Genomic DNA, 25,119 nt, shown 5'->3' with positions numbered 1-25,119 from the left:
AGAACATGAAGAGGGTTATTGTGCTTTTGTTGGTTTTTGTATTGCTTGTTTCCTGCAAGGAGGATGTTGTGGACAAGCCTGAAAACCTGATTTCAAAAAAAACAATGGTGGATATTTATTATGATATTGCCATTTTAAATGCCGCAAAATCCAGTGCCGTAAACAAACTGGAAGAAAACGACATCGATCCTATTGAATATCTATATAAGAAATATGATATAGACAGCACCCTTTTGGCGCAAAGCAGCGTTTATTATACATCGAACCCTGCCCTACAGTTGGAAATGTTTACAGAAGTTGAAGAGCGGTTGCAAAAATTAAAAGACACAATAGACGGAAAATTGAAAAAGAAGCAGGAAAAAAACGTAAAAAAGCAACAGCCGGTCAAAAAGCCAGGTGCTAAAAAGTAAGCTTTTTGGCAATTCGCTGTATGGTTGTTTCCAACGGGGTAAATTGTAGGTTAAGTTTTTTCTTTGCTTTATCGTTACTGTATAATGTTTGCGATAGCAGTGCATGTGCAGCATTACGGGTTAATTTGCGCTTTCTCCCGGGAAAAAAGCTCAAAAACCAGTCCAGTCGCCAAAAAAGTGCAAGCTGCCATGGTTTTATTTTTTTATGTGGAGGCTTTTTGTTTAGGGCGAGCGCTATTTTCAACAGGACGTCTTGGTAAGTTGCATTTTCTCCAACAAGGATAAAACGCTCGTTGCAAATAGGAGTATCCATGCCAGATACCAAAGCTTCAACAACATTTTTCACATCTACAAAGCCAGTGCCGCCAGGCGGATAAAAAGAAAGGCCTTTTTGTACTTTTTTAAAAAAACCACTGCTTGGGGCTTCTTGAAAACCTTCGCCAAACACAACGCCCGGATTTAATATTACAGTAGGCAAGCCTTCTTGTGTGCCGCGCCATGCCTGCATTTCGGCACCGTATTTGGTAATGGCGTATACATTATTTTCGGCTTCGGGGTTCCAGTATACATCTTCATCAACGGTTTTATTGTCAATTTTATTCCCCAAAGTTGCAATGGAGCTTAGGTAGCAAAGCTTATGCACGTTATGGGCTATGCAAAGGTTTACCATATTGGAGGTTCCTTCAATATTGGTTTTCCGTAATAAATGATAATCCTTTGGGTCAAAAGAAATAAGCCCTGCACAATGATATACTTTTTCAATTCCTATGAAGGCATTTTGCAAAGCGGGAATATCGGTAATATCGGCTTCAACCCATTCTATTTTTTCAAAACGGCGTATGGCACCTTCCTTGTTAAAAAAGGTTTTAACGGCATCTATTTTTGTCTTATTTCGATAAATTGCACGAATCCCATCTTCCTTTAGGGAAAGTTCCAAGAGCAAATGGGCTCCTATAAGTCCTGTGCCACCGGTTACTAATATCATACAGCTAAAATACAATTATCGGCATAAACATGAAGCATGCAACTTAAATTATAGAAAACATAGATTATGGAATAATGGATTAATGTCGCTTTAACAGCAAATAACTTTACCACATAACAACATTGTTTTATCTTTGCGCCTGTTAAAAATAGTATTGAAATGACCGTAAATCTGGTAGAAGAATTAAAATGGAGGGGCATGGTGCACGATATTATGCCCGGAACCGAAGAACAACTCAACAAAGAAATGACCACTGCGTATATTGGGTTCGACCCAACGTCGGATTCTTTGCATATTGGTAGCTTGGTGCCCATTATTTTATTGTGTCATTTGTACAAAGCCGGGCACAGGCCCATTGCTTTGATAGGAGGTGCTACCGGTATGATTGGGGACCCTTCGGGCAAGTCGGATGAGCGTAATTTATTGGACGAGGCCACGCTGGCAAAAAATGTAGCGGGAATTAAAGGAGTGCTTTCCAAATATTTGGATTTTGATTCGAAAGCTGAAAATGCACCTTTGTTGGTCAATAATTACGACTGGATGAAGGATTTTTCTTTTATTGAATTTGCCAGAGACGTAGGAAAGCGAATTACGGTAAATTATATGATGGCAAAAGATTCGGTTAAAAAACGCTTAAGTTCCGATTCGGGCGTGGGCATGTCGTTTACCGAGTTTACATACCAGCTTATTCAAGGATACGATTTTTACCATTTGCATAAAGAATTTGGCTGTATGCTTCAAATGGGAGGTAGCGACCAATGGGGGAACATTACCACCGGAACCGAATTGGTAAGGCGCATGAATGCCGGAGAAAATGATGACGAGCCTGCAAGAGCATTTGCAATGACATGCCCGTTAATAACAAAAGCAGACGGGTCAAAATTTGGAAAGTCAGAAGGCGGGAACGTTTGGTTGGACGCCGACAAAACATCGCCTTATAAATTTTATCAGTTTTGGTTGAACACCTCAGACGGGGATGCCGAAAAATATATTAAGATTTTTACATTTTTAGACAAAGAAACAATCGATGCCCTCATTAAAGAACACAACGAAGCGCCGCACATGCGATTGCTCCAAAAACGTTTAGCGGAGGAAGTAACCACGTTTGTACATGCCAAAGAAGAATATGAAAATGCCGTAAAGGCATCCAATATTCTATTTGGAGGTTCGGCAGAAGATTTGAAGCAGCTAAACGAAAAAACGTTCTTGGATGTTTTTGACGGTGTTCCGCAAGCAGAAATCCAAAGGGATGAAATAAACGAAGGACTGGATGTAATTGCGGCCTTGGCGGCAAAAACCAATTTTCTTAAATCCAATGGAGAAGCCAGACGGGCACTTAAGGAAAACTCCATTTCGGTAAATAAAGACAAGGTAAAAGAAGATTACACCATTACCAAAGACGATTTAATAAATGACAAGTTTGTTTTATTGCAGCGCGGGAAGAAAAATTATTTTATAATTAGGGTGGTTTAACCACTGTTTTTTATAATCGAATCTTCAAAATGTCATCCTGAGCATGTTAAAAGGATGACATTTTGAATTTTTAGAATTTATCTTTTTATTTACAATTGGCTTATTAAAACCGACATCGAGCTTTAAACAATCCCCATATTCTCCAAAAGAAAAGAGGCGTTCATGTTCTCACAAATTCCTTCTTTAAAAGTATAATCGAAAGTAAGTGCTTTTCCGTCTATAAAGGCTTCAAAGAAATAGTTGGCTACTTTATCGTTGTTATTGGCAACTTGGCACAGGCTTAAATCGTGTGTCGCAATAATTCCCGTTGACCTAGAAGCCGATAACTTTTGAATAAACTTTTTGGAGCCAATGGCTTTGTCTTTACTGTTGGTGCCTTTTAAAATTTCGTCCAGCACCACAAAATAAGTATCGGTTTTAATTTTATCTACAATGAGCTTCAGCCGTTTTAATTCCGCATAAAAATAAGATGCATCGTCCGTAAGCGAATCAGCAGTACGCATGCTGGTGATAAGTTTTATAGGAGAATATTCACTGGAAGCTGCACAAACAGGCAAGCCGCAATTGGCCATTACAATGTGCAAGGAAACAGTGCGTAAAAAGGTGCTTTTTCCGGCCATGTTAGCACCAGTAATTACAAAAAAATGCTCCCGGATAATCTTAAAATCATTATAAACCAACTTTGTTTCTTGAATAAGCGGGTGCCCCATTGCCTTGGCGTTTATTACCGTTTCATTTATATTAATTGCCGGGAATGCATAATGCGGATGATTAAAAGTAAAGTTGCCCAAAGAATTGTAGGCATCAAAAAAGGCGATAACCTCAAACCATTTTTCTACTTTATTTTTGTGCTGATGGATCCATTTTTCAATCCTGTGTATATTGTATAAGTCCATCAACAAAAAGGCATTTGCCGGGATTGAAATTAATATATTGGCCCGTTGTTCCAATGCATCGAGTGCTTTGGAGAATTTTTTTATAAGCAGGGAAGTAGATTTGTGTTGCCCTAAAACAATTTGTTGTTTTTCCTTTAATAAAGTTGAAGAAAAAGTTTCGGATTCTATTTTGGCAATAAGTTGATGATATTGCTGAAAAGTGTCTTGAGCTTTTGAAGTGTTTTGAGCCAACTGATTTACCTTTTTTACATACGAACCGGAAACCCCCAAGCCCAAAACAAACCAATACATAATAAGGGAGCTGGGAACAATATTAAAAACGGCCAAGGTAATTATGGCCATCGAGCATGCCGAAAAAGCGTAAGGGAGCCAAACAAGGCTTTTTTTAACAATGGGTTGATGCGATTGTAGCCATTTGGCAATCTTTTTTGCCGAAACTTTTACTTTTACGAGTGTTGCAGTTGCGCTGTAATCTTGGCGCCATTCTACTTTTTTGGCGAGTTCCCGTATTGCTTCTTGTTTTTCGGGAATTCGGTCAACAGCGTTTTCGGCATATAAATTTGCCAATGTTTCTGTTCCTGCTTTGGTTGCAGTCCTATTACTGTATTGAAAAAAGCTTCCTTTACCAAATAGGTCAATATCATGGCTATAATCATGCGTATAATTAGAGAATTCTTTTCCGCTTGGAAGAAAGGAGAAATTTTTTTCAAGAACTTTTAATTCGGCCTTGTTGATATGGATACGTTCTCGGATTTTATCCCTTTTGTACTTAAAAACACTATATTTTGTTACCAAAAAAAGAAATAGGGCAATGGAAACAATTATACAAGGAATCATTATTGATAAGACTCCCCAAAACCAATAAATAAAAAATACAATCAGTAAAAAAGAAAGCAGCCTAAAAAAACTGATTATGACCAGTGATTTTTTGACTGCCGTATATTGTTGATTAAAAAGCTGAAGCTTATTTTTATAATATTGAGACGGGTTTTTCATTTAGCATATTTAGGCATTAAAGCTACTAAATATTCTACATGTAACCGCCATTTAATTATTCTTCTAAACTACGGAGGTATTTCTCTTTATAAGCTGCTTTTTGCTTTATTTCTCTTCTTGCTTGAGAAGGTTTGGTATATTGTTGTCTTTCCCGTAACTCCTGAAGCACTTTGGTTTTTTTATATTTTCTTTTAAACCTTTTAAGCGCCCTTTCAATATTCTCACCTTCTTTGATAACTGTTTTTAACATATATTTATTTATAAGATTATACTATGTATAATATAAAAGAATAATCGAGAAAATATGTTAAATAAGGTTAAAAAATTAAATTTTTAAGGCTAAAACTTCCTGTCTGGATGAAAAGCATCAATATTCATGGATAATTTCTTTCCGTCAATAATTTCAGATACCAATTTTCCTGTTGCCGGACCCAAGCTCCACCCCATCATGGCATGCCCGGTTGCAAAGGTAATGTTCTTGTATTTTGAAGAACACCCAATATAAGGAAGCCCGTCGGGCGACACGGGGCGTAACCCACTTTGAGCGTTGTTTTTTTCATCGGGAGTAATTTCAATTTCCGGATAATAAGCTTTGGCGGCACGGGCAATGGCCTCGACACGTTCTTTGCGTATGGTCTTATTGATTCCTGAAAATTCCATGGTTCCAGCAAATCGCGTAAACCCGTTCATGGGCGTCATGGCGGCTTTGGCTTCCATTAAAATAGCGGGCAGCTCAATGCCAGTAGGTCTGTGCAAATCAATTCGGTATCCCTTTCCTGCCTGAACGGGGAGCTTCAATCCTAGTTTTTTTGCCAGCCCTTCACTCCATGAACCGGCAGCAATTACCATTTCATCGGCATTGTAAAAAGCCTTATTTGTTTGTATGATTTTTACTTTATTGCCGTCAATGACCATATTTTCAACAGTTTCGTTTGTTTTAATGGCAACACCATTTTTTTTAAGAAACGCTACCAGTTTGGGCATGATTTCGGTAGGCGTGCTATGTGCATCGCATTCATAAAAAATGGCACCTTTGGCATCTATGGTTACGTTGGGTTCTAAAACTTTTAAGTCATTTTTATCTACATGGCGGGCCTCCAATCCTTCTTTTTTGGCTTTTTCGGCAACCGCCATTTCACTTTCACCTGCCTTGTCTGTTTTGTATAACATTAAAAGGCCTTTGTGCTCCCAATGAAATTGCCCCAAATCTCGAGAGGCTATCAAATCTTTGTACAATGTTCTGCTTAAAACATTAATTTCGCTAATTACCGGAATGGCTTTAGCTACCTTTTCGGGGGTCGACGATTTATGGAAATACCACGACCATTTAAAAAAGTCGGCATCCCAACGAGGTTTCATATAAAAGGGACTGGAAGAATTGAACATCCATTTAATTCCTTTGGCAATCATTCCCGGCGATGCCAAAGGGATAATATGACTTGGTGTAATATACCCGGCATTAACAAAAGAAGCTCCTTCAGAAATATCCGATTTATCGATAACCGTTACCTGGTGCCCTTCTTTTTGAAGGTAATACGCAGATGAAAGGCCTATAATCCCGCCCCCGATAATAACAATATTTTTTTGCATATTTAAATTACTTGAAACCCGTGTGCATACGGATCGTCGTCGTCAATAATAATGTTGTTGTATCCATAAACCCTGGCCCAGCCTTGAATGCTTGGCACAATGGCTTTCTTGCCCGCTAAGGTAGTTTCTTTTTCAATGTTACCAATAAATTGCGAACCAATAAAACTCTCGTGTACAAAATCGTCTCCCGGCTTTAGTAACCCTTTGGTATACCATTGTGCCATTCGTGCCGATGTCCCGGTGCCACACGGCGAACGGTCAATGGCCTTATCGCCATAAAAAACGGCATTTCTGGCCGTAGATTTTGGGTTAATGGTGTTTCCGGTCCAAAGCATATGGCTTACCCCGTTTATGGTTGCATCTTCTGGATGCACAAACATTTCCTTGTACTTTGTGTTGATTTTTTGGCGGACTTCCTGACTAAAATGAATCAGTTCACTCGCCGAAAAATCATGAACCCCCGAAAAGTTCTTTTGCGGGTCTACAATGGCATAAAAATTTCCGCCATAGGCAACATCAAAAACCAGTTCGCCCAAACCACTGCATTCAATGGTCAGTTCCGTAGCTGCCAAATACGACTTCACGTTGGTCAATTTTACCCAGTCCACTTTTTTTCCGGTTTGCTGGTAGTCAATTTCAATCAAACCGGCGGGAGCTTCCATGCGGATTTTACCGGGAATTTTTGGCGTTACCAAACCTTCTTCAATGGCAATGGTAATCGTGCCAATGGTTCCGTGCCCGCACATGGGCAAACAACCGCTGGTTTCAATAAAAATAATTCCAAAATCGTTTTCGGGATTATTCGGGGGGTACAAAATGCTCCCGCTCATCATGTCATGCCCGCGGGGCTCGAACATCAATCCTTTGCGGATCCAGTCGAATTCCTTCATAAAATGTTGCCGCTTTTCACTCATGTTCTTGCCTTCCAAATTAGGACCGCCACCGGCAATTACCCGTACCGGATTACCACAGGTATGGGCATCTACACAAAAAAAAGTTTTTCTTGCCATTAATTTTTTCTTCTCTTTTATGTAAGTAGCATGTATGCTTGCGTATTGCATGTATCGCTGTTGCCCGCTTTCACAACTACACGCCCCGGCATTTCATGACCGGGGCGGGGTAGATTTGTTCAATCGGGGCTATAAGCCATTGTTTGTCTACTCCTTTTTCTTTTTAATATACTTGTTAACCCGTCTCTCTAAAATAGGTAAGGTTACGGTACCTTGCCCTAAAATTATTTCGTGGAATTCCCGGATGTCAAAATCGGATCCCAGTTCTTTTTTGGTCTTTTTCCTAAGTTCCCTAATTTTCAGCTCGCCCATTTTATACGAGATGGCCTGCCCAGGCCATGCAATATAGCGGTCGGTTTCGGTATTGATTTCATGTTCAGACAAGGCCGTGTTCGATTTCATATAATCTACTACCTGCTCACGTGTCCAGCCCTTGGCATGAATTCCTGTGTCTACCACCAGCCGGCAGGCGCGCCACATTTCGTATGTAAGCTTTCCAAATTCTTCATAAGGGGTTGTATAAATGCCCATTTCATCAGCCAAAAACTCGGTATAAAGTGCCCAGCCTTCGCCATATGCCGATAAATACATATGCTTGCGGAATTTTGGAATGCTGTCGCCCATTTCATTATTAAGCGACCCCTGTAAATGATGCCCCGGAACGGCCTCATGCGCCGTTAACGCAGGAAGGTTATACAAAGGCCTACTCTCCAATTTGTATGTGTTTACCAGGTAATAACCGGGCTCGGTACTGCTCGATGTTCCCGAATACCGGCCTCCCGTATATTTTGGTGCAATGGCATCGGGGACTTTAATTACTCCATAAGGTTTTCTTGGCAGGGTTTTAAAATACTTGGGAAGCTCGGCATCGATGCGTTTTGCAATATCCCGGGCTTCTTTTAGCAACTCCCTTCCAGTGCTTACATAAAACTGTTTGTCGGTTCGCAAAAACTCCAAAAATTCTTCAAAACTGCCTTTAAAGCCTACTTTTTCAATAATTTTTTCCATTTCGGCTTTAATCCGAGCCACTTCCTGCAAACCTAATTTGTGAATATCATCGGCAGTATATGCCTTGGAAGTCGTGTAAAAATCAATACGGTTTTGATAAAATTCTTTTCCGCCCGGCGTTTCAGAAACACCAATTGCCGTTCGGGTGTTTGGGATGTATTCTTCTTCAAAAAACGTTTTCACTTTTTTAAACGAAGGCACCACACTTTTTTCAATCGCTTCTGTTGCTGCTGCTAATACCGAATCTTTTTGGGCTTCCGTCATTGTTTCCGGAAGTTTTTTAAAAGGCGAATAAAAATAACTTTCAGAAGCATTGGTTACAATATGTTCGTTATAAGTAGTTTCGTAACCCTTAAAAATAACCTTGGGTTGCGATATCCCTTTTTTAATGCCTTCGCGGATTAAAACCAAGTTTTGATCTACAAAATTTGGAATGTCGTTCAGGAGATTTAAATATTCTCGGGCATCATCATAACTCAATATCAGTTTTATACGATAATTCAAGTTTAAATGAAACCCTTGATCTGCCTGAATAGGATTTAGGAACATTTCATAATCGTAAAAATCTACACGGTCCTGAAGTTTGAATTTAAGTAATTCCCATGAAATCAATTCGGTTTCAGCCAAGTTGGATGTATCAATTTTATTCAGCTTTTCTAGTTGTTGCTTGGCAAAATCGGCATCTTTTTTATAGAGTTCTTTTTCAAAACGCCCCAAAGGGTGTTCTTCCCGATTGTACAGTTCAAAGTTTTCAACGGTATCGATTACGGCCGTCAACGCATCAGAAGATGTATGCTGTTTTCTGTTATTGGTACACGAACCAAGCATAAAGCCGGTTGTCAAGCATAAAAGTAAAAAGCTGTTTTTTATCATATTAAACCTTTTTATCTGTATAAATTCCGTTTACAATACGTGTAATTTGTAGCGGGTTTTCGTTTTTTAAAGCATCGGGCAACAGCTCCAATGGCCAATTTTGGTATGCCACGGGACATACCCATCTTTTTACGGCCGAAACTCCAACAGATGTATATTTGGCATCGGTAGTTGCAGGAAAAGGGCCTCCGTGGTGCATTGCCGGACAAACTTCTACCCCTGTTGGGACACTGTTGAGAATGAGTCGGCCTACTTTTTCTTTTAAAGCATCTACAATTTTGGATTTTTGGGTTAATTCTTCGGCATTTCCTAAAATGGTTCCCGTTAACTGTCCTTCCAAAGCATTCAGTATATTTTCCAGTTCGGTATCGTTTTCACATTGAACTATAATAGAATATGGCCCAAAAACCTCTTGGTGCAATACCGTGTTGTTTAAAAATACATTGCCATCAACGGTTAAAACCTTGGCCTTTCCGTAGTTTGGGTTTGCTTTGCCTGTGTAAGCGGCTACTTCTTTTGTCTGCGCTTGCGAAGAAGCGGTTTCCATGCCTGTCTTGTATGCTTTATGGATATTTGGGTGTAACATGGGCGTGGGTTCGATTTGAGAAATTTCTTTGCCCAAGGTGTTTATAAACTTTGTAAGTGCATCGCTTTTAACCCCAAGAATCAATCCCGGATTGGTACAAAATTGCCCGGCGCCTAAAGTAATGGAGCCTGCATATTGCTTTGCCCAAAAATCCCCCTTTTCCATTAAAGCCGATGGAAAAGCAATCACCGGATTGATGCTTCCCATTTCTGCATACACGGGAATAGGCTCTTTTCGTTGAGAAGCAAGTTCGTACAATGCCGTTCCTCCTTTTATGCTTCCCGTAAAACCAACGGCCTTTATTTTTGGGTGCATGACCAATTGTTTGCCTACTTCAATGCCTTTGCTGTTTATGTTTGAAAAAACACCTTTTGGCATTCCCGTTTTTTCGGCAGCTTTGGTAATGGCCGCCGATACCAACTCGCCTGTGGCCGCATGCATGGGATGACTTTTTACAATTACGGGGCATCCGGCGGCCAAAGCGCTTGCCGTATCGCCACCTGCCGTAGAAAATGCCAAGGGAAAATTACTGGTTCCAAATACCACAACGGGACCTATTGGGAACTGCATTTTCCTGATATCGGGTTTTGGTAATGGTTGTCTTTCGGGTTGGGCTGTGTCTATAGTGGCTTCCACCCAAGAGCCTTCTTCCAAGAGCGTTGCAAAGGCACGCAATTGCCCCATGGTCCTTCCGCGTTCACCTTTGGCCCTGCCTTCGGGTAAACCGGATTCTGCTGTATACGTTTCAATTAAACTATCTCCCAAGGCTTCAATCTCATCGGCAATGGCATTTAAAAAGGTTGCCTTTTTTGCCCCAGAACAACTTTTATATTCCTTGAATGCTTCAACAGCCAAAGAAACAGCTTCGTTTATTTCGTCTGAAGTTGCCTCTTTGAACGTCCACGGGGTTTCTTTGTTTAGAACCGGGTTGAAGGTTTTGTAGGTAATTGTTCCTTTTGATGAGGTTTTGTTTCCTATAAAATTCTTTCCTGTAATCATTTTAAAATTTTTTCCTGCAAAGTCTTTTTTTAACCTTGTAGGGATTAGTATTGTTTTGAATACCTACAAGGTTTTTTGGAGCCTTGCAGGAGGCATAGCCTTATATTGCCGTTGCTTTCAATGCTTTGTAATTTGGTAGTTGCGGACGGCTTTTTACACTTTCTTCTATAATTTTTAATACACGCTTGCGCTCCTTGCCTTGTAATGGCAATCTTGGAGCCCTAACGGTTTCTGTACCTATTTTGGTTGCAACTTCGGCCAATTTGATGTTTTGTACCAACTGCGGACTAATATCCAGCTCTAACAAAGGTAAAAACCAACGGTAAATAGCAATAGCCGCTTCGTTTTTCCCTGCTTTTGCCAATTCATAAATGGCTACGGTTTCGGCAGGAAATGCACAAACCAAGCCTGCAACCCAGCCATCGGCACCCATAAAAATGCTTTCAAGGCCTAAGGTATCAACCCCGGTGAGTACTTTTAAACGGTCTCCAAACCTGTTTTTTATCCGGGTTACATTAGAAATATCTCTTGTAGACTCTTTCACTGCCTGGATATTGTTGCACTTCAACAATTCCTCAAACATGTCCAAGGTCACTTCAATATTATAATCAACAGGGTTGTTGTATATCATAATGGGGAGGTCGGTACTGTTGGCCACTTCCTTAAAATAAGTAACGGTTTCAAAGTCGTTTGCCTTGTAGCGCATAGGCGGGAGCATCATGAGTCCGCTTGCTCCGTTTTCTTTGGCTATTGCAGCGGCTTCAATTGCGCCTTTTGTGGTTTGCTCGGCAATGTTGATTATTACCGGGATTTTATGGTCCACGATGCGGACCGTTTCTTTTATTAAAGTGACTTTTTCATCATCGGTCAAAGTACTTGCTTCCCCCAAAGTTCCGCCCAAAATAATTCCGGTTACACCAGCATCGAGTTGCGCTTTGATGTTTACCTCAAACATTTTTAAGTCTAATGTATCATTCTCATTAAACTTTGTAGTTACTGCCGGCATTACGCCTTCCCATTTTACTTGCATATTTCTTGTATTTTATGTTCTTCACAAAAATTCAATACAAAATTACCGTAATGAATCGGGCAAAAATTCAAGCATTTTATCCAAAACCATGCAAATATTACCCTATTTTGGTGTTTTATACTGTTGAATGAGTGAATAAGGTAACATTTTAAAATGAAGAAAAGTTAAATGCTATTCCCATATTTCCTTTTGAAGTTTTTTGGGCAGGCCTTTTACTACCATTTCATAGGAATGATCTATGAGCTCCCTTAAAAATTCCGGACTTATTTCATTGGAGTTTAAAGAAACCGTGTTCCAATGTGTTTTACTCATATGATAGCCAGGATTGATGCTTTTATAAGAAGCCCTTAATTCAACGGCCTTGTCCGGATCGCATTTTAAGTTGATGCTTTTTTCGCCTTTTTCCCATTTTTCCAAGCCGCATAGCGCAAACATTTTTCCGGCGACCTTAAAAACCAATGTGTTTTTATCAAAGGGAAAATCTTCGGTTACTGCTTTTTTTGCGGTGCAATATTGGTATAGTTCCTCTATGTTCATTTGTCTTTTTTTGTATGTTCCTTTAAAATACTTTTTTGATCGATTTCGAGGGTTTTATAGTCCAGTTTCCAGCCAATGGCCTGCACCATGCTTTCAATCATATGCACGGCATCCAAAGCTTCTTTTTTGGCCGAGTCCAAAAGTCCGCTGTCCGGAATTTTTTTCAGGATGTGTTCTTTGGCTTCGCTGTTTATGGCCGAAAGGTCGTCGGATTTAAACCAGTTAAAAAGCCCTTCTTTGATATCGTAATATTTTACATCGGGTTCAATGCTGAGCACTTCCGGTTGCGGGAAAGCCGTTAAAATGATTTTTTTTGCATTGGGGTCGGCATGCATTTCTATCTTTTTAAGGTCGAAACCTATGTTTACCTTGGCATTTATAACCAACAAAGCCTTTTTTTTACTGCTGATGAGGCGCATAAAATGCTCCCGTACATTTTCATAATGGTAAATCTCTGCAAATTCGCCTTCAACAGTTATCAATTTATAAACGTTCCTTATTTTTTCCAGTAAAATAACCGATTGCTTTTCGGTATTTTCTGTTGATTTTTTCTTTCTAAAAACCGTAAACAGCCAATACGAGCCAAAAACTCCTAATAACAAGCCTACCGATATTTGAACAATGTCGCTCATTGATTTCCTATTTTTCCTAAATGTGTATTATTAAAATTATCCTTGTATTTCAAGCCATAGCCCAGCATTCTGTCGAACGATACATGGGCAAACAATATTATCCCGATAAATTGAAGCCATTCGCTTTGTTGCCATATTCCCACAAAATATAAAACCAATGCTATTCCCTTGTGGTGAAACAAATTGTACGTAAATGCTCCTGTTTTTTGATTGACAATATATCCAAACATTCCAATATCCGGAACAAAGAAAAGGCCAATAAAAAACCACCAGCTTAACGAAAGTTTGCTGAACATAAAAATGCCCAGTAAAAACATTGCCAACTCTTCAAGTTTTAAACTGTACTTCATTTTTCAATTATTTTATACAAAATAGGTTTGCTGGGGGAGGCATCGTTTACAAAAGATGCTATTTGTAAATTTAAAAAAAAGGTTCCGTCCACAACATGATCGGGTACAAATATAAATTCGGTAATGGTGGCATCGAGCCGTTGTTTTTTGTTAAAGTTCCAAAAAGCTTTATGTGCCAATAATTTGCCTTCGTCTTTTTCTTTGTCTACCGAAGGGAGGTCTATCAACAAATGTTTTATGCCCTTTTCACGAAGGAACAATGCTGTTTCTTCCAGAAGATACGGCGGATTGGTGTGCGAGTATTGATGGGTGAGTTTTTCTTCGGAATTTGGTAATGTACGTATTAAAACTGCTTCGGGCGAATTGTTTTTTAGCGCATTTTCAATCATTTTTTTGGTAATCACCCTATCTCCGTTTGTTTCTTCGGGGGTTACCGAGATCAGTTCGGCCAAAAAGAAAAATCGTGTCAGGCAATCGTTTATGCTATGAAATTCCTTTGTGATATGCCCAATACATTCGGTATGTGTGCCATGGGCGTGCGGGTTAAAAAAAATATTGTTGAAATTGGTCGAGGCCCCCGAAGCAACACTTCCCGTAAAATTGCCATCGGTAACCGGAGCTATTTCGGGCGGGCCTACATACCAGGCCGTGGGGTTGCTTTTTTCACCGCGAAGCGGAATGGAAACATCAATGGGTTTGGAAACATCTATTGTATATGTGTCCTGATTGATTTCTATAGTGGTTTTAATCATATTTTTACAAATTAAAACTTATTTAATGCCCTGTTTTTTATGCAATATCTTTTAGCATAAATAAGTCGGAAGCAATACCGTCGGCCAGGAATTTTCCTTTTTTCCCGGTTTTAAGGATCTGTTTATTATCAGTAAAAGTTAACAATTCTTCTTTAATATACTTAGCTGCCTGTTTTAAAAGATAATCTTTGTAGGGTTTTCCATATTCGTTTTCAATTTGATGTAAGGAAATCCCCCAGATGGTCCGTAAACCGGTCATTACAGCCTCGTTGTACCGATCGGTAACCGATAGTCTTTCCGTTTCTTTAGGCAAAACGCCATTATGGATGCTGCTAAGGTACTTAGTATTGTTGTTTATGTTCCAGCTACGGTTTTTGCCATCAAAGCTATGTGCTGAAGGGCCAATCCCCATATATTTTTTGCCAAGCCAATAGGCAGTATTGTTCCTGCTAAAATAGCCTTCTTTGCCAAAGTTGGAGAGCTCGTAATGTACAAAACCATTTTTTTCGAGCATTTCTACAAGAATTTCGAAATGTTGCTGTGCCAATTCATCATCCACATCGGGCATGACGCCCGTTTTTATAAACTTTGCCAAAGCCGTTTTGGGCTCGACGGTAAGTGCATAACTGGAAATATGTGGAATATTGAAAGACATGGCCGTGTGGATGTTTTTTTTCCATTTTTCTACAGACATGTGTTGAATGCCGTAAATTAAATCAATAGAAATATTAGAAAAATATTTTGTGGCACTATCCAAACAGCGAAGTGCTTCCTTGGCATTATGGGCACGGTTCATAAGTTTTAAATCGTCTTCAAAAAAAGATTGCACGCCAATGCTCAACCGGTTTATTTTTGTTTGGGCCAATGCCTTGATTTTTTCACCGTTCAGGTCGTCTGGATTGGCTTCCAATGTAATTTCCGGTTTTGCATCAACCTTGTAATTATTATAAATGGTGCCGATTAAAAAATTAATTTCATCAACCAAAAGAAGGCTCGGTGTGCCACCACCAAAATAAATGGTTTCAATTTTTTCTGAAAACTCCTCTTTTCTTATAATAATTTCTTTGGCCAATGCCTCGATCATTTCGGTTTTCTTTTTCATGGAAGTCGAAAAATGAAAATCGCAATAATGGCATGCCTGTTTACAAAAGGGTATATGGATATAAATTCCGGCCATGATACAAAAGTATTACTTTGGCGCTAGATACATATTGTTTATTGGTTAATTACAAACAGGCAATTATGGGCGTGCCTTAAAAAAAGCCCGAATTTCGGGCTTTTTTAACTAAAGTCAACATAGCACAAGCATGTGCCAAGTTGGGTTTAATGACTGTAGACAGGGGGGACGAGCAGGGCTCGACAAGTTTTGTCTAGGCAAACAATTTAATGTGAGCAAATATTTTTTGAATGTTTTTAAGGGAGAACTATTATAATAGTACAAAATATATCGAAAACTTCCATGTAAAATCCGTTGTTCATCATAAATATTAGTTTAGTTAACTCACAAAACTTAAAATCATGTCTTTGATTCACAGTTTATTGAAACAAAAAATTATAATAATAGTTAGTTGTATACAATAAATAGCGTATATTTGCACCCGCTTTAGCCAAGTGGCGGGCGAATTTTATTATTAATAATAGGGGTCGTGAACCCCACTAATTAATGGATTATGCCAGTAAAAATTAGATTACAAAGACACGGTAAAAAAGGAAAACCTTTTTATTGGGTAGTGGCGGCAGATGCCCGCTCAAAAAGAGATGGTAAGTTTCTTGAAAAACTAGGAACTTACAATCCAACAACAAATCCGGCTCAAATTGAATTAGATGTTGACGGATCTGTAAAATGGCTTCAGAACGGTGCCCAGCCAACTGATACCGCTAGAAGAATTCTATCGTACAAAGGCGTTTTGTTGAAGCACCACTTGTTAGGTGGGGTAGCAAAAGGAGCTTTAACCGAAGAAGAAGCACAAAAGAAATTTGAAGCTTGGGTTGAAGAAAAAACCGGAAAAGTAGATGCTAAGAAAGAAGATTTAGTGAAAGCTAAAGAAGAAGCAAAAGCAAAAACTTTGGAAGCTGAAAAAGAAATTAATGCCAAGCGTATAGCTGCGGCTACTGAAGCCGAGGCAGAAGCTACGGCCGAAGCCAAAGAAGAAGTAGCAGAAGAAGCTGCGCCAGAGGCCGAAGCAGAAGCTCAAGAGCCCGTTGCAGAAGAAGCTGCGGAAGAGGCTGAAGAAGAAAAGAAAGCAGACGCTTAATAATATTTACATGAGAAAAGAAGATTGCTTCTATCTCGGTAAAATAGTTAAAAAGTACGGCTTTAAAGGGGAGGTGCTGGCAAAGCTGGATACCGATGAACCCGAACTATACAAAAACTTGGAATCAGTATTTATTGCCATTGGCAATAATCTGGTTCCTTTTTTTATTGAAAAATCCTCGTTGCATAAATCCACCTTGTTGCGGATGCGTTTAGAGGATGTGGCTACAGAAGCCGAAGCCGAAGCTATTTTAAAAGCCGAACTCTATTTGCCATTGGAATTTTTGCCCAAGCTCTCGGGAAACAAATTTTACTTTCACGAGATTATTGGCTTTACAATGACCGATGTAAATTACGGAAAAGTAGGGGTTATTACTTCGGTGAACGACAATACCGCACAGGCCCTATTTGAAGTTGAAAATGAAGGGAAGCAAATTTTAATCCCCATGAACGACGAATTTATACAAGAGATCAATAGAGGTGCCAGGGAAATTATCGTTAAAACCCCCGAAGGTCTTATAGAGCTCTATTTATAGGCAATGCCAAAGTTGTACCCAAATGGCAAAAAAACCGTTCCAGTTTAAACAATTTTCAATTTATCAAGACCGCTGTGCCATGAAAGTGGGTACGGATGGTGTTCTTTTGGGGGCATGGGCCTCATTGGAAAGACAGCCTTTTTCTGTTTTGGATATAGGTGCTGGCACCGGGCTGTTGTCTTTAATGATGGCACAAAGAAGTACCGCAGAACTTATCGATGCCATTGAAATAGACGACAATGCCTATGAGCAGTGCACGGAAAATTTCGAAGCATCGGCATGGAACGACCGTCTGTTTTGTTATCATGCGGGATTTGATGAATTTGTAGACGAAATAGACGATAAATATGATTTGATTATATCCAACCCACCATTTTATTCTGAAGCGGTAACTTCTGGCAGCATGCAAAGAGATGTGGCCAGGAACAACTTTTCATTACCCTTTGACGAATTGATGAAAGGGGTGGCCAAATTGCTGGATCCCAAAGGCACATTTAATGTTGTTGTCCCATACAAAGAAGAAGCAAATTTTAGAGAAATAGCCTCAAAATATAAGCTCTTCCCTTCCCGAATTACACATGTAAAAGGCAATGTTGCCGCCGAAACCAAACGAAGCCTGTTGGAGTTTACATTTTCTAAATTGCCTAATTGTGTAAAAGATGAGCTGGTTATAGAGCATGCAAGACATGAGTATACAGCTGATTATGTTCAACTTACAAAAGATTTTTATTTAAAAATGTAGCATACCGGAGGAATTAAATTTATTTACGGATATATTGTTATAATTCATCTTTTGTTATATGAAATTGATTTTTCTTTAAAATTAATGGAATTATTTTGTGACAATCTTATTTTTTCGTAATATAGCATTTCATACTAAATCGTTTTAACACAAAATGGTCCTAACCGGCTGTTTTTTTAGCGGTCTCGGCTAAATCGTTTTAGCAATTGTTAAAAAATCAACTATATAAATGGTAGTTGAAAGTTGCGAAACCGATGGTTGTTGCGCTCTATAATAAAACGTTTTAGTATAATGTAATTTTTAACTAGCTACACAAATGAAAACAAATCTATTCAAGAGGTTTGTGTTACCAATTGCATTGTTATGCTTTGGGTATACACAGGCACAGACAGTCTCAGGAACTGTATCAGATGAAAATGGCCCGCTACCGGGCGCAAACGTATTGGTTAAAGGAACAACCAATGGAACTCAAACAGATTTTGACGGAAATTACCAGCTTGCAGACGTACCAGACGATGCTACACTGGTTTTCAGTTATGTCAGTTTTAAAACAAAGGAAGTTGCTGTTAACGGACAAACGACAATTAACGTTACACTACAGCCAGATACACAAGCGTTAGACGAAGTTGTGGTGGTAGGTTACGGTACGCAGCGTAAATCAGACCTAACAGGTTCTGTGTCAACAATAAGTAGTCAGTCGATAGAGGAAATGCCTACTACAAACCCGGAGCAGGCCTTAGCAGGTAGGGCTGCTGGGGTTAATGTATCGACAAACTCGGGAAGACCAGGGGGAAATACAAATGTAAGAATACGTGGTAATAACTCCATAAATGCAAATAATTCTCCTTTATATGTTGTTGATGGTGTAATTGGAGCTGGACCGATAAACTACTTAAACCCTAATGACATAAAGTCAATGGAGGTGTTGAAAGATGCTTCGGCTACGGCAATATATGGTGCTAGAGGTGCTAATGGTGTTATTATTGTAACTACAAAAAGGGGATCGCAAACCGGAGGTCAAGTAAGTTATGATTCTTTTATTAGCATCGGGGAAATGGTAAGAAAGCTCGATGTGCTTAATTCCGAAGAATTTTTACAAGTTGAAATGAACTCATATAATAATGCCCAAAAATACGACCCTGTCGGTTGGGCTAATGGAAAGTATGAGAATCCAATGAACTACAGGAGCGACAGGACTCTATTTGATGCTGAAGGTAATCCGTTGTACGATACAGATTGGCAAGAAGAAGCTACTAGGACTGCTATAACACAGAACCATAACTTGTCTTTTACGGGAGGAAATGAAAAAACTTCTTATGGGTTGTACTTAAACCATTCAGATCAAGAAGGGCTTCTTTTAGAATCTTATTTAAAAAGGTATTCTGGAAGGTTAGTGCTTGATGGGCAAGTAAAAGATTGGCTAAAAGTTGGAGGGAGCTTCACTTTTAACAATGTAGAAGAAAATAGAGTTGATGGTGGCGTTGGAGGTTTAACGGCATTAAGAATGATGGTTGAAACATTGCCGATTGTGCCTGTTAAATACCCTGATGGAGAATATGGAACAAATGCCGATTATCCAAATATGGAGGGTGGTGAGAATCCCGTTAATATTCTTTTAAACCGTACCAATATATTAAAAACACAAACTTTCTTAGGAGACGTATATGCAAATATTAATATAACCGATAACTTAGAATTAAGAAGTAGTTTAGGGGCTAATATTAATAATATACAAGATGATTATTATTCAGGAAGGGACCTAAATAATCTAAGCGCCAATGTTCAAGGTGAGGCAGCTATTAGAAATACAAGAACAAACTATTGGCAATTTGAGAACTATTTAACGTATAACTTGGAAATTAACGAAAATAATAAAATTACAGCGTTAGGTGGTTTGAGTTGGCAACAATACGATTATTTTACTTCACGCGGTGGGTCTCAAGGGTTCACAGATGATTTTTATCAATACAATAACTTAGGTGTAGGCGCCAATCCATTAACTCCAGAGTCGGACACGTATCAATGGACCCTTAACTCTTTCTTCGGAAGGGTTAATTATAACTTAATGAATAAGTATTTGTTCACTGTAACGGGACGTTTGGATGGTTCTTCAAAATTTGGAGAAGATAATAAGCGGGCATTCTTTCCTTCGGCAGCATTTGCATGGAAGGTTTCGGAAGAAGATTTCTTGAAAGACAGTGAGGCCATCTCAAACCTTAAATTTAGAACAAGTTATGGTGAAACTGGAAACTCTGAGATTGGAGTATACCAGTCTTTGGCTAGCTTGGGGTCAAATACCGCAGTTTTGGGAGGCGAAAGATATCCTGGGGTAGGAATCGGGACGCTTGCAAATCGCAATTTAAAGTGGGAAAAAACTGCACAGTTTGATGCAGGTATAGAATTAGGGCTATTTAATAACAGAATAGAACTGGAAACTGATGTTTATTACAAGAAAACAACAGATATGTTGCTAAATGCTCCTATACCTACGTCAAGTGGTTACTCAAATATTTATTCAAACATAGGTAGTATGGAGAATAAAGGTTTGGAATTTACCTTAAATACCATAAATGTACTTACAGACGATTTTTCTTGGTCAACTACATTCAATATATCATTAAATAAAAACGAAATATTGGCATTGGGCGAAGAAGATGATGATATTTTCCCAGGCCCAGGATTTTTGTCTGATACAAATATTTTAAGAGTAGGCGAATCGGTTGGCTCTTTCTATGGTTTGGTAAGAGAAGGTACATGGGGAAGCGATGAAGCCGATGAGGCAGCTGTATATGGGTTGTTGCCGGGAGATATTAAGCATAAAGACTTAAACGATGATGGAGAAATAAATGCTGCAGACCGTGAAATAATTGGAAACGGTTATCCAAAAGGGTTTGGATCCTTGTTTAATACATTTAAATACAAAAATTTAGACTTAACATTAGACCTTCAGTTCTCTTATGGAAACGATGTTTTAAATTTGTCCAGACACTCTGGCGAGGATAGAACCGGACAAGCAAATAGTTATGCTACTGTGTTGGATGGATGGACTCCAGACAACCAAGATACCATGATAGCACAAAACAGACCGTCAAGTGCTTATTATAGGTCGACTATAGATTCCCATATGGTTGAAGACGCTTCTTTTATTAGAGGTCGTAACTTGATATTAGGTTATAATTTTTCACAAGATATACTGGATAAATTTAAGCTTAAAAGACTGAGATTATATGCATCTGTTCAAAACTTCTTTTTGGTAACAGACTATACAGGATATGATCCAGAAGTAAGTACATATGGAGACGCTTTTTCTCAAGGAATTACATTCTTTGATTATCCCAAGCCTAGAACATTTACATTAGGATTGAATCTTACTTTTTAAATAGAAAAACTAATAGTGATGAAAATTAACAAAACATATATCAACATTCTACTTTGCCTAGTTTTATTGGGGGCGAGTAGTTGTTCAGATTTTTTAACTGAGGATAATAAATCTGATTATACCCAAGAAAATTACTTTCAAACAAGAGAGCAAGCAGAATCTGCAATAAACACACTATATGCTTCATTGAGATTTGTAAGTGATGGTTCAGGAACTTATGGGGAAAGCCCATTCATGATGTTAGAGTTTATAACAGGTTTGTGCAATACTGAAGTTGGTCAAAGTCAGTTCAATAATGCATATAGAAACTTGACGGCCAACTCGGAAGATTCATATGTGTTGTCATGGTGGCAAAATTCATATAGAGCAATAGCAAACGCAAACCTAGCGATATCTAGAATTCCGGAGATTGATATGCCCCAAAGTGACAAAGATGATTTGATAGCTCAGGCAAAGTTTATACGGGCGTTTTATTATTTCCATTTGGTGAGGTTGTTTGGAGACGTGCCGTTAATTGTAGAACCGGTAGACGCCTCTTCAGAATTGCTATATCCAGCTAGAAGCTCACAACAAGAAGTTTATGACGCTATTGTATCCGATTTGACGGATGCTGAAAAATCTGGACTTCCTTTTTCTGATCCCTCAGGGCGCGTAAGCCAAGGAGCAATTAAAACCCTTTTATCTAGTGTGTACCTTACAATGGCTGGATATCCATTACAGGCAGGGGATAATTACTACAAATTGGCAGCCGATAAAGCAAAAGAAGTAATAGATAGTAATGCTTTTTCTCTTTTTGAAGATTATGACCAGTTGCATGATCCAGCAATAACAAATACAGGTGAGCTGATTTTTCAAAGCCAATATTTGGTTGGGTTTGCAACAAGTGGATTAACTGCTTGGATGTTGCCTAGATCTAGAGGGATATCTCAATTCTCTGATGAATATGGGGCATTATATCCTACCCAGCAATTTATAGATGCACATGAAAGCGGAGATAAGCGTTTAGAAGAACAGGAATTTTATTACACAAAGTATCCTTCTATTGAAGATCCAAATGATACAGTAGACTTTAGTGCAACTTATATCTACAAATATTTTGATGAAGATGCTGTGTTAAGAACAGCTCAAAGTAGTTTGGGGTGGACATTCTTTAGATATGCCGAGGTTCTTCTTACATATGCCGAAGCTGGGTATAAAGCTTATGGCGCAACAGCAGAAGTGCTTGATGCAATAAATCAAATAAGGGAAAGGGCAAATTTGCCTCTTTACGATGCCAGTATTACAGAAGAAGATATTTGGAAAGAAAGATTTTATGAGCTTTCTTTCGAAAATAAATATTGGTTTGATATGGTGAGGAGAAGAAAGGCGTTGAACCTTGAAACGGGTGTTTTTGAAGATTATGTCGGACATGAATTTTCTTATGGCCCTACTTTAACCGAAAAATATTTGTTGTTCCCTATTCCGTTAAGAGAAGTAAACAACAACAAAGAACTAACACAAAATCCAGACTGGTAAAACATTGTTCTTTATAATTAGTTAGTTGAGGATCCTCCCGTTTTTAGAATTAAAAGCGGGAGAATCACTTTTTTAGAGGGGTTTTCAATGGGAAAGGAGTATTTTTATAAATCAATTTAAAACAAAAGGACAGGCCCTTTTCAAGGCTAATTAAATTTTGAATATCGACCGGAATTACAATAGCGGCACATTACCCAACCGTTGAAAAACAATAAACAATAACAGATGAAATCTTTATCAATTACAATTTTTCTACTTTTTTGCGGCTTTTCTTTTGGCCAGCAACAACAAATTAACGCCATAGACAACCCAATAGATTACGTTAACCCGCTTATGGGGACAGATTCTAAGCCGAGCATGTCCAACGGAAATGTATATCCGGCCATTGCAATGCCTTGGGGCATGAATTTTTGGACACCGCAATCGGGAAAAATGGGCGATGGATGGGCCTATGTCTATGATGCTGATAAATTAAGGGGTTTTAAACAAACACATCAACCTTCCCCGTGGATGAACGATTATGGCCAGTTTGCCATTATGCCCGTTACGGGTAAGCTCGTTTTCAATGAAGATGAAAGGGCAAGTTGGTTTTCGCATAAATCAGAAATTGTAAAACCGCATTATTACAGTGTATATCTGGCAGATCACGATGTAACTACCGAAATTACCCCAACCGAAAGGACAGCACGTTTTAGGTTTACTTTCCCGGAAACCGATAGCTCTTACGTGGTTATAGATGCATTGGATAAGGGCTCGTATATTAAAATTCTCCCGGAAGAAAACAAAGTTATAGGGTACACAACTAAAAATAGCGGTGGTGTTCCAAAAAACTTTAAAAATTATTTTGTAATTGAGTTCGATAAGCCTTTTGCCAACACACATACTTTTAATGGCGGAAATTTAAGCGGTGACATGGAGGCAGAAGCCGATCATGTGGGCGCCGTAATTGGCTTTAAAACCAATAAAGGTGAAATTGTAAACGCAAGAGTAGCTTCTTCTTTTATTAGCCATGAACAGGCGGCCCTTAATTTAAATGAAATCGGGGCTAAAGACTTCGATGCCTTAAAAGCTGAAGGGAGGAAAATTTGGAACAAAGAGCTAAACCGAATTAAAGTCGAAGGCGGCTCCATAGATCAATTCCGTACTTTTTACTCCTGCTTGTACAGGTCGCTGCTTTTCCCAAGAAAATTCTTTGAATATGATAAAGACGGGAACGTGGTACATTATAGCCCCTACAATGGAAAAGTGCTTCCGGGATATATGTTTACCGACACCGGGTTTTGGGACACCTTCCGTTCGTTATTTCCTTTCTTGAACCTTATGTACCCAGAATTGAACAACCAAATGCAGGAAGGCTTAGCAAATGCATACAAAGAAAGTGGTTGGTTGCCGGAATGGGCAAGCCCAGGTTTGCGCAACGTAATGGTCGGGAACAACTCGGCTTCTGTAGTTGCAGATGCTTACCTAAAAAATAAAAACGCCAAATACGATATTGAAACATTATATGAAGCCGTAATACACGGGGCCAACAATGCAGGGCCACTAACTGCTGTTGGGCGTGCCGGAGCATCATATTACAAAGAATTAGGTTATGTGCCTTACGATGTTGATATTAATGAAAATGCTGCTCGGACTTTAGAGTATGCTTACGATGATTTTGCCATTTATCAATTGGCAAAAGCCCTTGGAAAACCTAAAAAAGAAATCAAACTTTACAAAAAACGCAGCTTAAACTATAAGAAATTATTTGATCCCGAAACAAAATTAATGCGTGGAAAGAACAAAAATGGCGACTTCATGGCGCCCTTTAACCCATTTAAATGGGGCGATGCCTTCACCGAAGGAAATAGCTGGCATTACACATGGTCTGTTTTTCACGATATTCAGGGGTTAATGGACCTCATGGGGGGCAAGGAAGCATTTGCTGCCCAATTGGATGAGGTGTTTTCATTGCCACCTGTTTTTGATGAAAGTTATTACGGGGGCGTAATTCACGAAATCCGTGAAATGCAAATAGCCAACATGGGGCAATATGCACATGGAAACCAGCCCATCCAGCATATGATATATTTATATGATTTTGCCGGACAACCCTGGAAAGCGCAATATTGGATCCGTGAAACAATGGACAGGATGTACCGACCAACTTCAGATGGATATTGTGGAGATGAAGATAATGGCCAAACATCAGCATGGTACGTGTTTTCAGCGATGGGCTTCTATCCTGTTTGTCCTGCTACCGACGAATATGTAGTAGGAACGCCTTTGTTTAAAAAAATGACATTGTCGCTTCAAAATGGTAAAGAAGTTACTATAAATGCACCTACAAACGACCATGAAAATAAATACATCCAGAAGATGACTTTCAACGGAAAGGAATATTCAAAAAATTATGTTAGTCATCAAGAACTAATGAAAGGCGCAACAATAGATTTTGAGATGGGTACCGCACCAAACAAAAAAAGAGGTACAGCAAAAGAAGATGCACCTTATTCATTATCAAATGAATAATAAAAAGCTTCATATAAAATTATTGAGTTGATAATTCTACGAATGCTGAAAAAGT

General features: G+C 38.9%; 21 protein-coding genes. 8 read left to right on the top strand and 13 right to left on the bottom strand.

The window, feature by feature from the left end:
• Positions 1-5 precede the first annotated feature (5 nt).
• On the top strand, positions 6-410 hold the full coding sequence (locus PSF86_RS09755; RefSeq protein WP_277899889.1) for a DUF4296 domain-containing protein: 405 nt from the start codon (positions 6-8) through the stop codon (positions 408-410).
• Here PSF86_RS09755 and PSF86_RS09750 read toward each other — a convergent pair.
• Positions 400-1,395 (bottom strand): NAD-dependent epimerase/dehydratase family protein, encoded by a 996-nt coding sequence (locus PSF86_RS09750; protein ID WP_277899888.1) that lies wholly within the window; start codon positions 1,393-1,395, stop codon positions 400-402. The genes PSF86_RS09755 and PSF86_RS09750 overlap by 11 nt on opposite strands.
• Before the next feature lie 159 nt (positions 1,396-1,554).
• Between PSF86_RS09750 and tyrS the strand changes: the two genes are divergently transcribed.
• Positions 1,555-2,868: a tyrosine--tRNA ligase gene (gene tyrS, locus PSF86_RS09745; RefSeq protein ID WP_277899887.1), complete on the top strand. Its 1,314-nt coding sequence runs from the start codon at positions 1,555-1,557 to the stop codon at positions 2,866-2,868.
• Between the two features lie 122 nt (positions 2,869-2,990).
• Here the strand turns inward: tyrS and PSF86_RS09740 are convergent, their stop codons facing one another.
• From PSF86_RS09740 to hemW, 12 genes are all read right to left on the bottom strand, one after another.
• Positions 2,991-4,601: a MutS-related protein gene (locus tag PSF86_RS09740; RefSeq protein ID WP_338424025.1), complete on the bottom strand. Its 1,611-nt coding sequence runs from the start codon at positions 4,599-4,601 to the stop codon at positions 2,991-2,993.
• Positions 4,602-4,815: 214 nt separating this feature from the next.
• A complete protein-coding gene (gene rpsU, locus PSF86_RS09735) occupies positions 4,816-5,010 on the bottom strand; it encodes a 30S ribosomal protein S21 (RefSeq protein ID WP_277899885.1) in 195 nt (64 codons plus the stop codon).
• A gap of 89 nt (positions 5,011-5,099) precedes the next feature.
• Positions 5,100-6,350, bottom strand: a complete 1,251-nt coding sequence (locus PSF86_RS09730) for an NAD(P)/FAD-dependent oxidoreductase (RefSeq protein ID WP_277899884.1) — start codon at positions 6,348-6,350, stop codon at positions 5,100-5,102.
• A 2-nt stretch (positions 6,351-6,352) separates the two neighbouring features.
• A complete protein-coding gene (locus tag PSF86_RS09725) occupies positions 6,353-7,360 on the bottom strand; it encodes a 4-hydroxyproline epimerase (protein ID WP_277899883.1) in 1,008 nt (335 codons plus the stop codon).
• Positions 7,361-7,507: 147 nt separating this feature from the next.
• Complete coding sequence (locus PSF86_RS09720; RefSeq protein ID WP_407933319.1) at positions 7,508-9,241, bottom strand: DUF885 domain-containing protein; 1,734 nt, start codon at positions 9,239-9,241, stop codon at positions 7,508-7,510.
• A gap of 1 nt (position 9,242) precedes the next feature.
• Positions 9,243-10,826, bottom strand: a complete 1,584-nt coding sequence (locus tag PSF86_RS09715) for an aldehyde dehydrogenase (NADP(+)) (protein ID WP_277899882.1) — start codon at positions 10,824-10,826, stop codon at positions 9,243-9,245.
• Positions 10,827-10,926: 100 nt separating this feature from the next.
• Positions 10,927-11,856, bottom strand: coding sequence for a dihydrodipicolinate synthase family protein (locus PSF86_RS09710; RefSeq protein WP_277899881.1), 930 nt, complete (start codon positions 11,854-11,856; stop codon positions 10,927-10,929).
• Between the two features lie 171 nt (positions 11,857-12,027).
• A complete protein-coding gene (locus PSF86_RS09705; RefSeq protein ID WP_277899880.1) occupies positions 12,028-12,393 on the bottom strand; it encodes an MmcQ/YjbR family DNA-binding protein in 366 nt (121 codons plus the stop codon).
• Positions 12,390-13,025: a DUF4230 domain-containing protein gene (locus PSF86_RS09700; RefSeq protein WP_277899879.1), complete on the bottom strand. Its 636-nt coding sequence runs from the start codon at positions 13,023-13,025 to the stop codon at positions 12,390-12,392. Before PSF86_RS09700 ends, PSF86_RS09705 begins: the two co-directional genes overlap by 4 nt.
• Positions 13,022-13,375, bottom strand: coding sequence for a DUF4260 domain-containing protein (locus tag PSF86_RS09695; protein ID WP_277899878.1), 354 nt, complete (start codon positions 13,373-13,375; stop codon positions 13,022-13,024). Before PSF86_RS09695 ends, PSF86_RS09700 begins: the two co-directional genes overlap by 4 nt.
• Complete coding sequence (locus tag PSF86_RS09690; protein WP_407933325.1) at positions 13,372-14,124, bottom strand: cyclase family protein; 753 nt, start codon at positions 14,122-14,124, stop codon at positions 13,372-13,374. Before PSF86_RS09690 ends, PSF86_RS09695 begins: the two co-directional genes overlap by 4 nt.
• A 40-nt stretch (positions 14,125-14,164) precedes the next feature.
• Positions 14,165-15,304: a radical SAM family heme chaperone HemW gene (gene hemW, locus PSF86_RS09685; RefSeq protein WP_277899876.1), complete on the bottom strand. Its 1,140-nt coding sequence runs from the start codon at positions 15,302-15,304 to the stop codon at positions 14,165-14,167.
• 493 nt (positions 15,305-15,797) lie between these two features.
• On the opposite strand from hemW, the gene PSF86_RS09680 reads away from it, so the two are divergent.
• From PSF86_RS09680 to PSF86_RS09655, 6 genes are all read left to right on the top strand, one after another.
• Positions 15,798-16,382 carry a 30S ribosomal protein S16 gene (locus tag PSF86_RS09680; protein ID WP_277899875.1) on the top strand — a complete coding sequence of 195 codons (585 nt, stop codon included), beginning with the start codon at positions 15,798-15,800 and terminating at the stop codon, positions 16,380-16,382.
• A 10-nt stretch (positions 16,383-16,392) separates the two neighbouring features.
• On the top strand, positions 16,393-16,917 hold the full coding sequence (rimM, locus tag PSF86_RS09675; protein ID WP_277899874.1) for a ribosome maturation factor RimM: 525 nt from the start codon (positions 16,393-16,395) through the stop codon (positions 16,915-16,917).
• 22 nt (positions 16,918-16,939) lie between these two features.
• The gene (locus tag PSF86_RS09670) at positions 16,940-17,659 is read left to right on the top strand and encodes a tRNA1(Val) (adenine(37)-N6)-methyltransferase (RefSeq protein WP_277899873.1); all 720 of its coding nucleotides are present in this window, start codon (positions 16,940-16,942) and stop codon (positions 17,657-17,659) included.
• Between the two features lie 316 nt (positions 17,660-17,975).
• The gene (locus tag PSF86_RS09665) at positions 17,976-21,038 is read left to right on the top strand and encodes a SusC/RagA family TonB-linked outer membrane protein (RefSeq protein WP_277899872.1); all 3,063 of its coding nucleotides are present in this window, start codon (positions 17,976-17,978) and stop codon (positions 21,036-21,038) included.
• An 18-nt stretch (positions 21,039-21,056) separates the two neighbouring features.
• On the top strand, positions 21,057-22,553 hold the full coding sequence (locus tag PSF86_RS09660; RefSeq protein ID WP_277899871.1) for a RagB/SusD family nutrient uptake outer membrane protein: 1,497 nt from the start codon (positions 21,057-21,059) through the stop codon (positions 22,551-22,553).
• A 225-nt stretch (positions 22,554-22,778) separates the two neighbouring features.
• Positions 22,779-25,064, top strand: a complete 2,286-nt coding sequence (locus PSF86_RS09655) for a GH92 family glycosyl hydrolase (RefSeq protein WP_277899870.1) — start codon at positions 22,779-22,781, stop codon at positions 25,062-25,064.
• Positions 25,065-25,119 lie beyond the last annotated feature (55 nt).

The sequence above is a fragment of the Galbibacter pacificus genome, from assembly GCF_029603165.1.
Classification (GTDB): domain Bacteria; phylum Bacteroidota; class Bacteroidia; order Flavobacteriales; family Flavobacteriaceae; genus Galbibacter; species Galbibacter pacificus.
The sequence above is the reverse complement of the archived record's forward strand: the minus strand, read 5'-3'. Positions and strand labels throughout refer to the sequence as shown.

Coding starts and splice junctions, on each gene's coding strand:
- PSF86_RS09740 (WP_338424025.1), bottom strand. CDS start 4,601: ATGATTCCTTGTATAATTGTTTCCATTGCCCTATTTCTTTTTTTGGTA.
- PSF86_RS09660 (WP_277899871.1), top strand. CDS start 21,057: ATGAAAATTAACAAAACATATATCAACATTCTACTTTGCCTAGTTTTA.
- tyrS (WP_277899887.1), top strand. CDS start 1,555: ATGACCGTAAATCTGGTAGAAGAATTAAAATGGAGGGGCATGGTGCAC.
- hemW (WP_277899876.1), bottom strand. CDS start 15,304: ATGGCCGGAATTTATATCCATATACCCTTTTGTAAACAGGCATGCCAT.
- PSF86_RS09695 (WP_277899878.1), bottom strand. CDS start 13,375: ATGAAGTACAGTTTAAAACTTGAAGAGTTGGCAATGTTTTTACTGGGC.
- PSF86_RS09655 (WP_277899870.1), top strand. CDS start 22,779: ATGAAATCTTTATCAATTACAATTTTTCTACTTTTTTGCGGCTTTTCT.
- PSF86_RS09750 (WP_277899888.1), bottom strand. CDS start 1,395: ATGATATTAGTAACCGGTGGCACAGGACTTATAGGAGCCCATTTGCTC.
- PSF86_RS09715 (WP_277899882.1), bottom strand. CDS start 10,826: ATGATTACAGGAAAGAATTTTATAGGAAACAAAACCTCATCAAAAGGA.
- PSF86_RS09665 (WP_277899872.1), top strand. CDS start 17,976: ATGAAAACAAATCTATTCAAGAGGTTTGTGTTACCAATTGCATTGTTA.
- PSF86_RS09720 (WP_407933319.1), bottom strand. CDS start 9,241: ATGATAAAAAACAGCTTTTTACTTTTATGCTTGACAACCGGCTTTATG.
- PSF86_RS09705 (WP_277899880.1), bottom strand. CDS start 12,393: ATGAACATAGAGGAACTATACCAATATTGCACCGCAAAAAAAGCAGTA.
- PSF86_RS09670 (WP_277899873.1), top strand. CDS start 16,940: ATGGCAAAAAAACCGTTCCAGTTTAAACAATTTTCAATTTATCAAGAC.
- PSF86_RS09700 (WP_277899879.1), bottom strand. CDS start 13,025: ATGAGCGACATTGTTCAAATATCGGTAGGCTTGTTATTAGGAGTTTTT.
- PSF86_RS09680 (WP_277899875.1), top strand. CDS start 15,798: ATGCCAGTAAAAATTAGATTACAAAGACACGGTAAAAAAGGAAAACCT.
- rpsU (WP_277899885.1), bottom strand. CDS start 5,010: ATGTTAAAAACAGTTATCAAAGAAGGTGAGAATATTGAAAGGGCGCTT.
- PSF86_RS09725 (WP_277899883.1), bottom strand. CDS start 7,360: ATGGCAAGAAAAACTTTTTTTTGTGTAGATGCCCATACCTGTGGTAAT.
- rimM (WP_277899874.1), top strand. CDS start 16,393: ATGAGAAAAGAAGATTGCTTCTATCTCGGTAAAATAGTTAAAAAGTAC.
- PSF86_RS09710 (WP_277899881.1), bottom strand. CDS start 11,856: ATGCAAGTAAAATGGGAAGGCGTAATGCCGGCAGTAACTACAAAGTTT.
- PSF86_RS09730 (WP_277899884.1), bottom strand. CDS start 6,350: ATGCAAAAAAATATTGTTATTATCGGGGGCGGGATTATAGGCCTTTCA.
- PSF86_RS09755 (WP_277899889.1), top strand. CDS start 6: ATGAAGAGGGTTATTGTGCTTTTGTTGGTTTTTGTATTGCTTGTTTCC.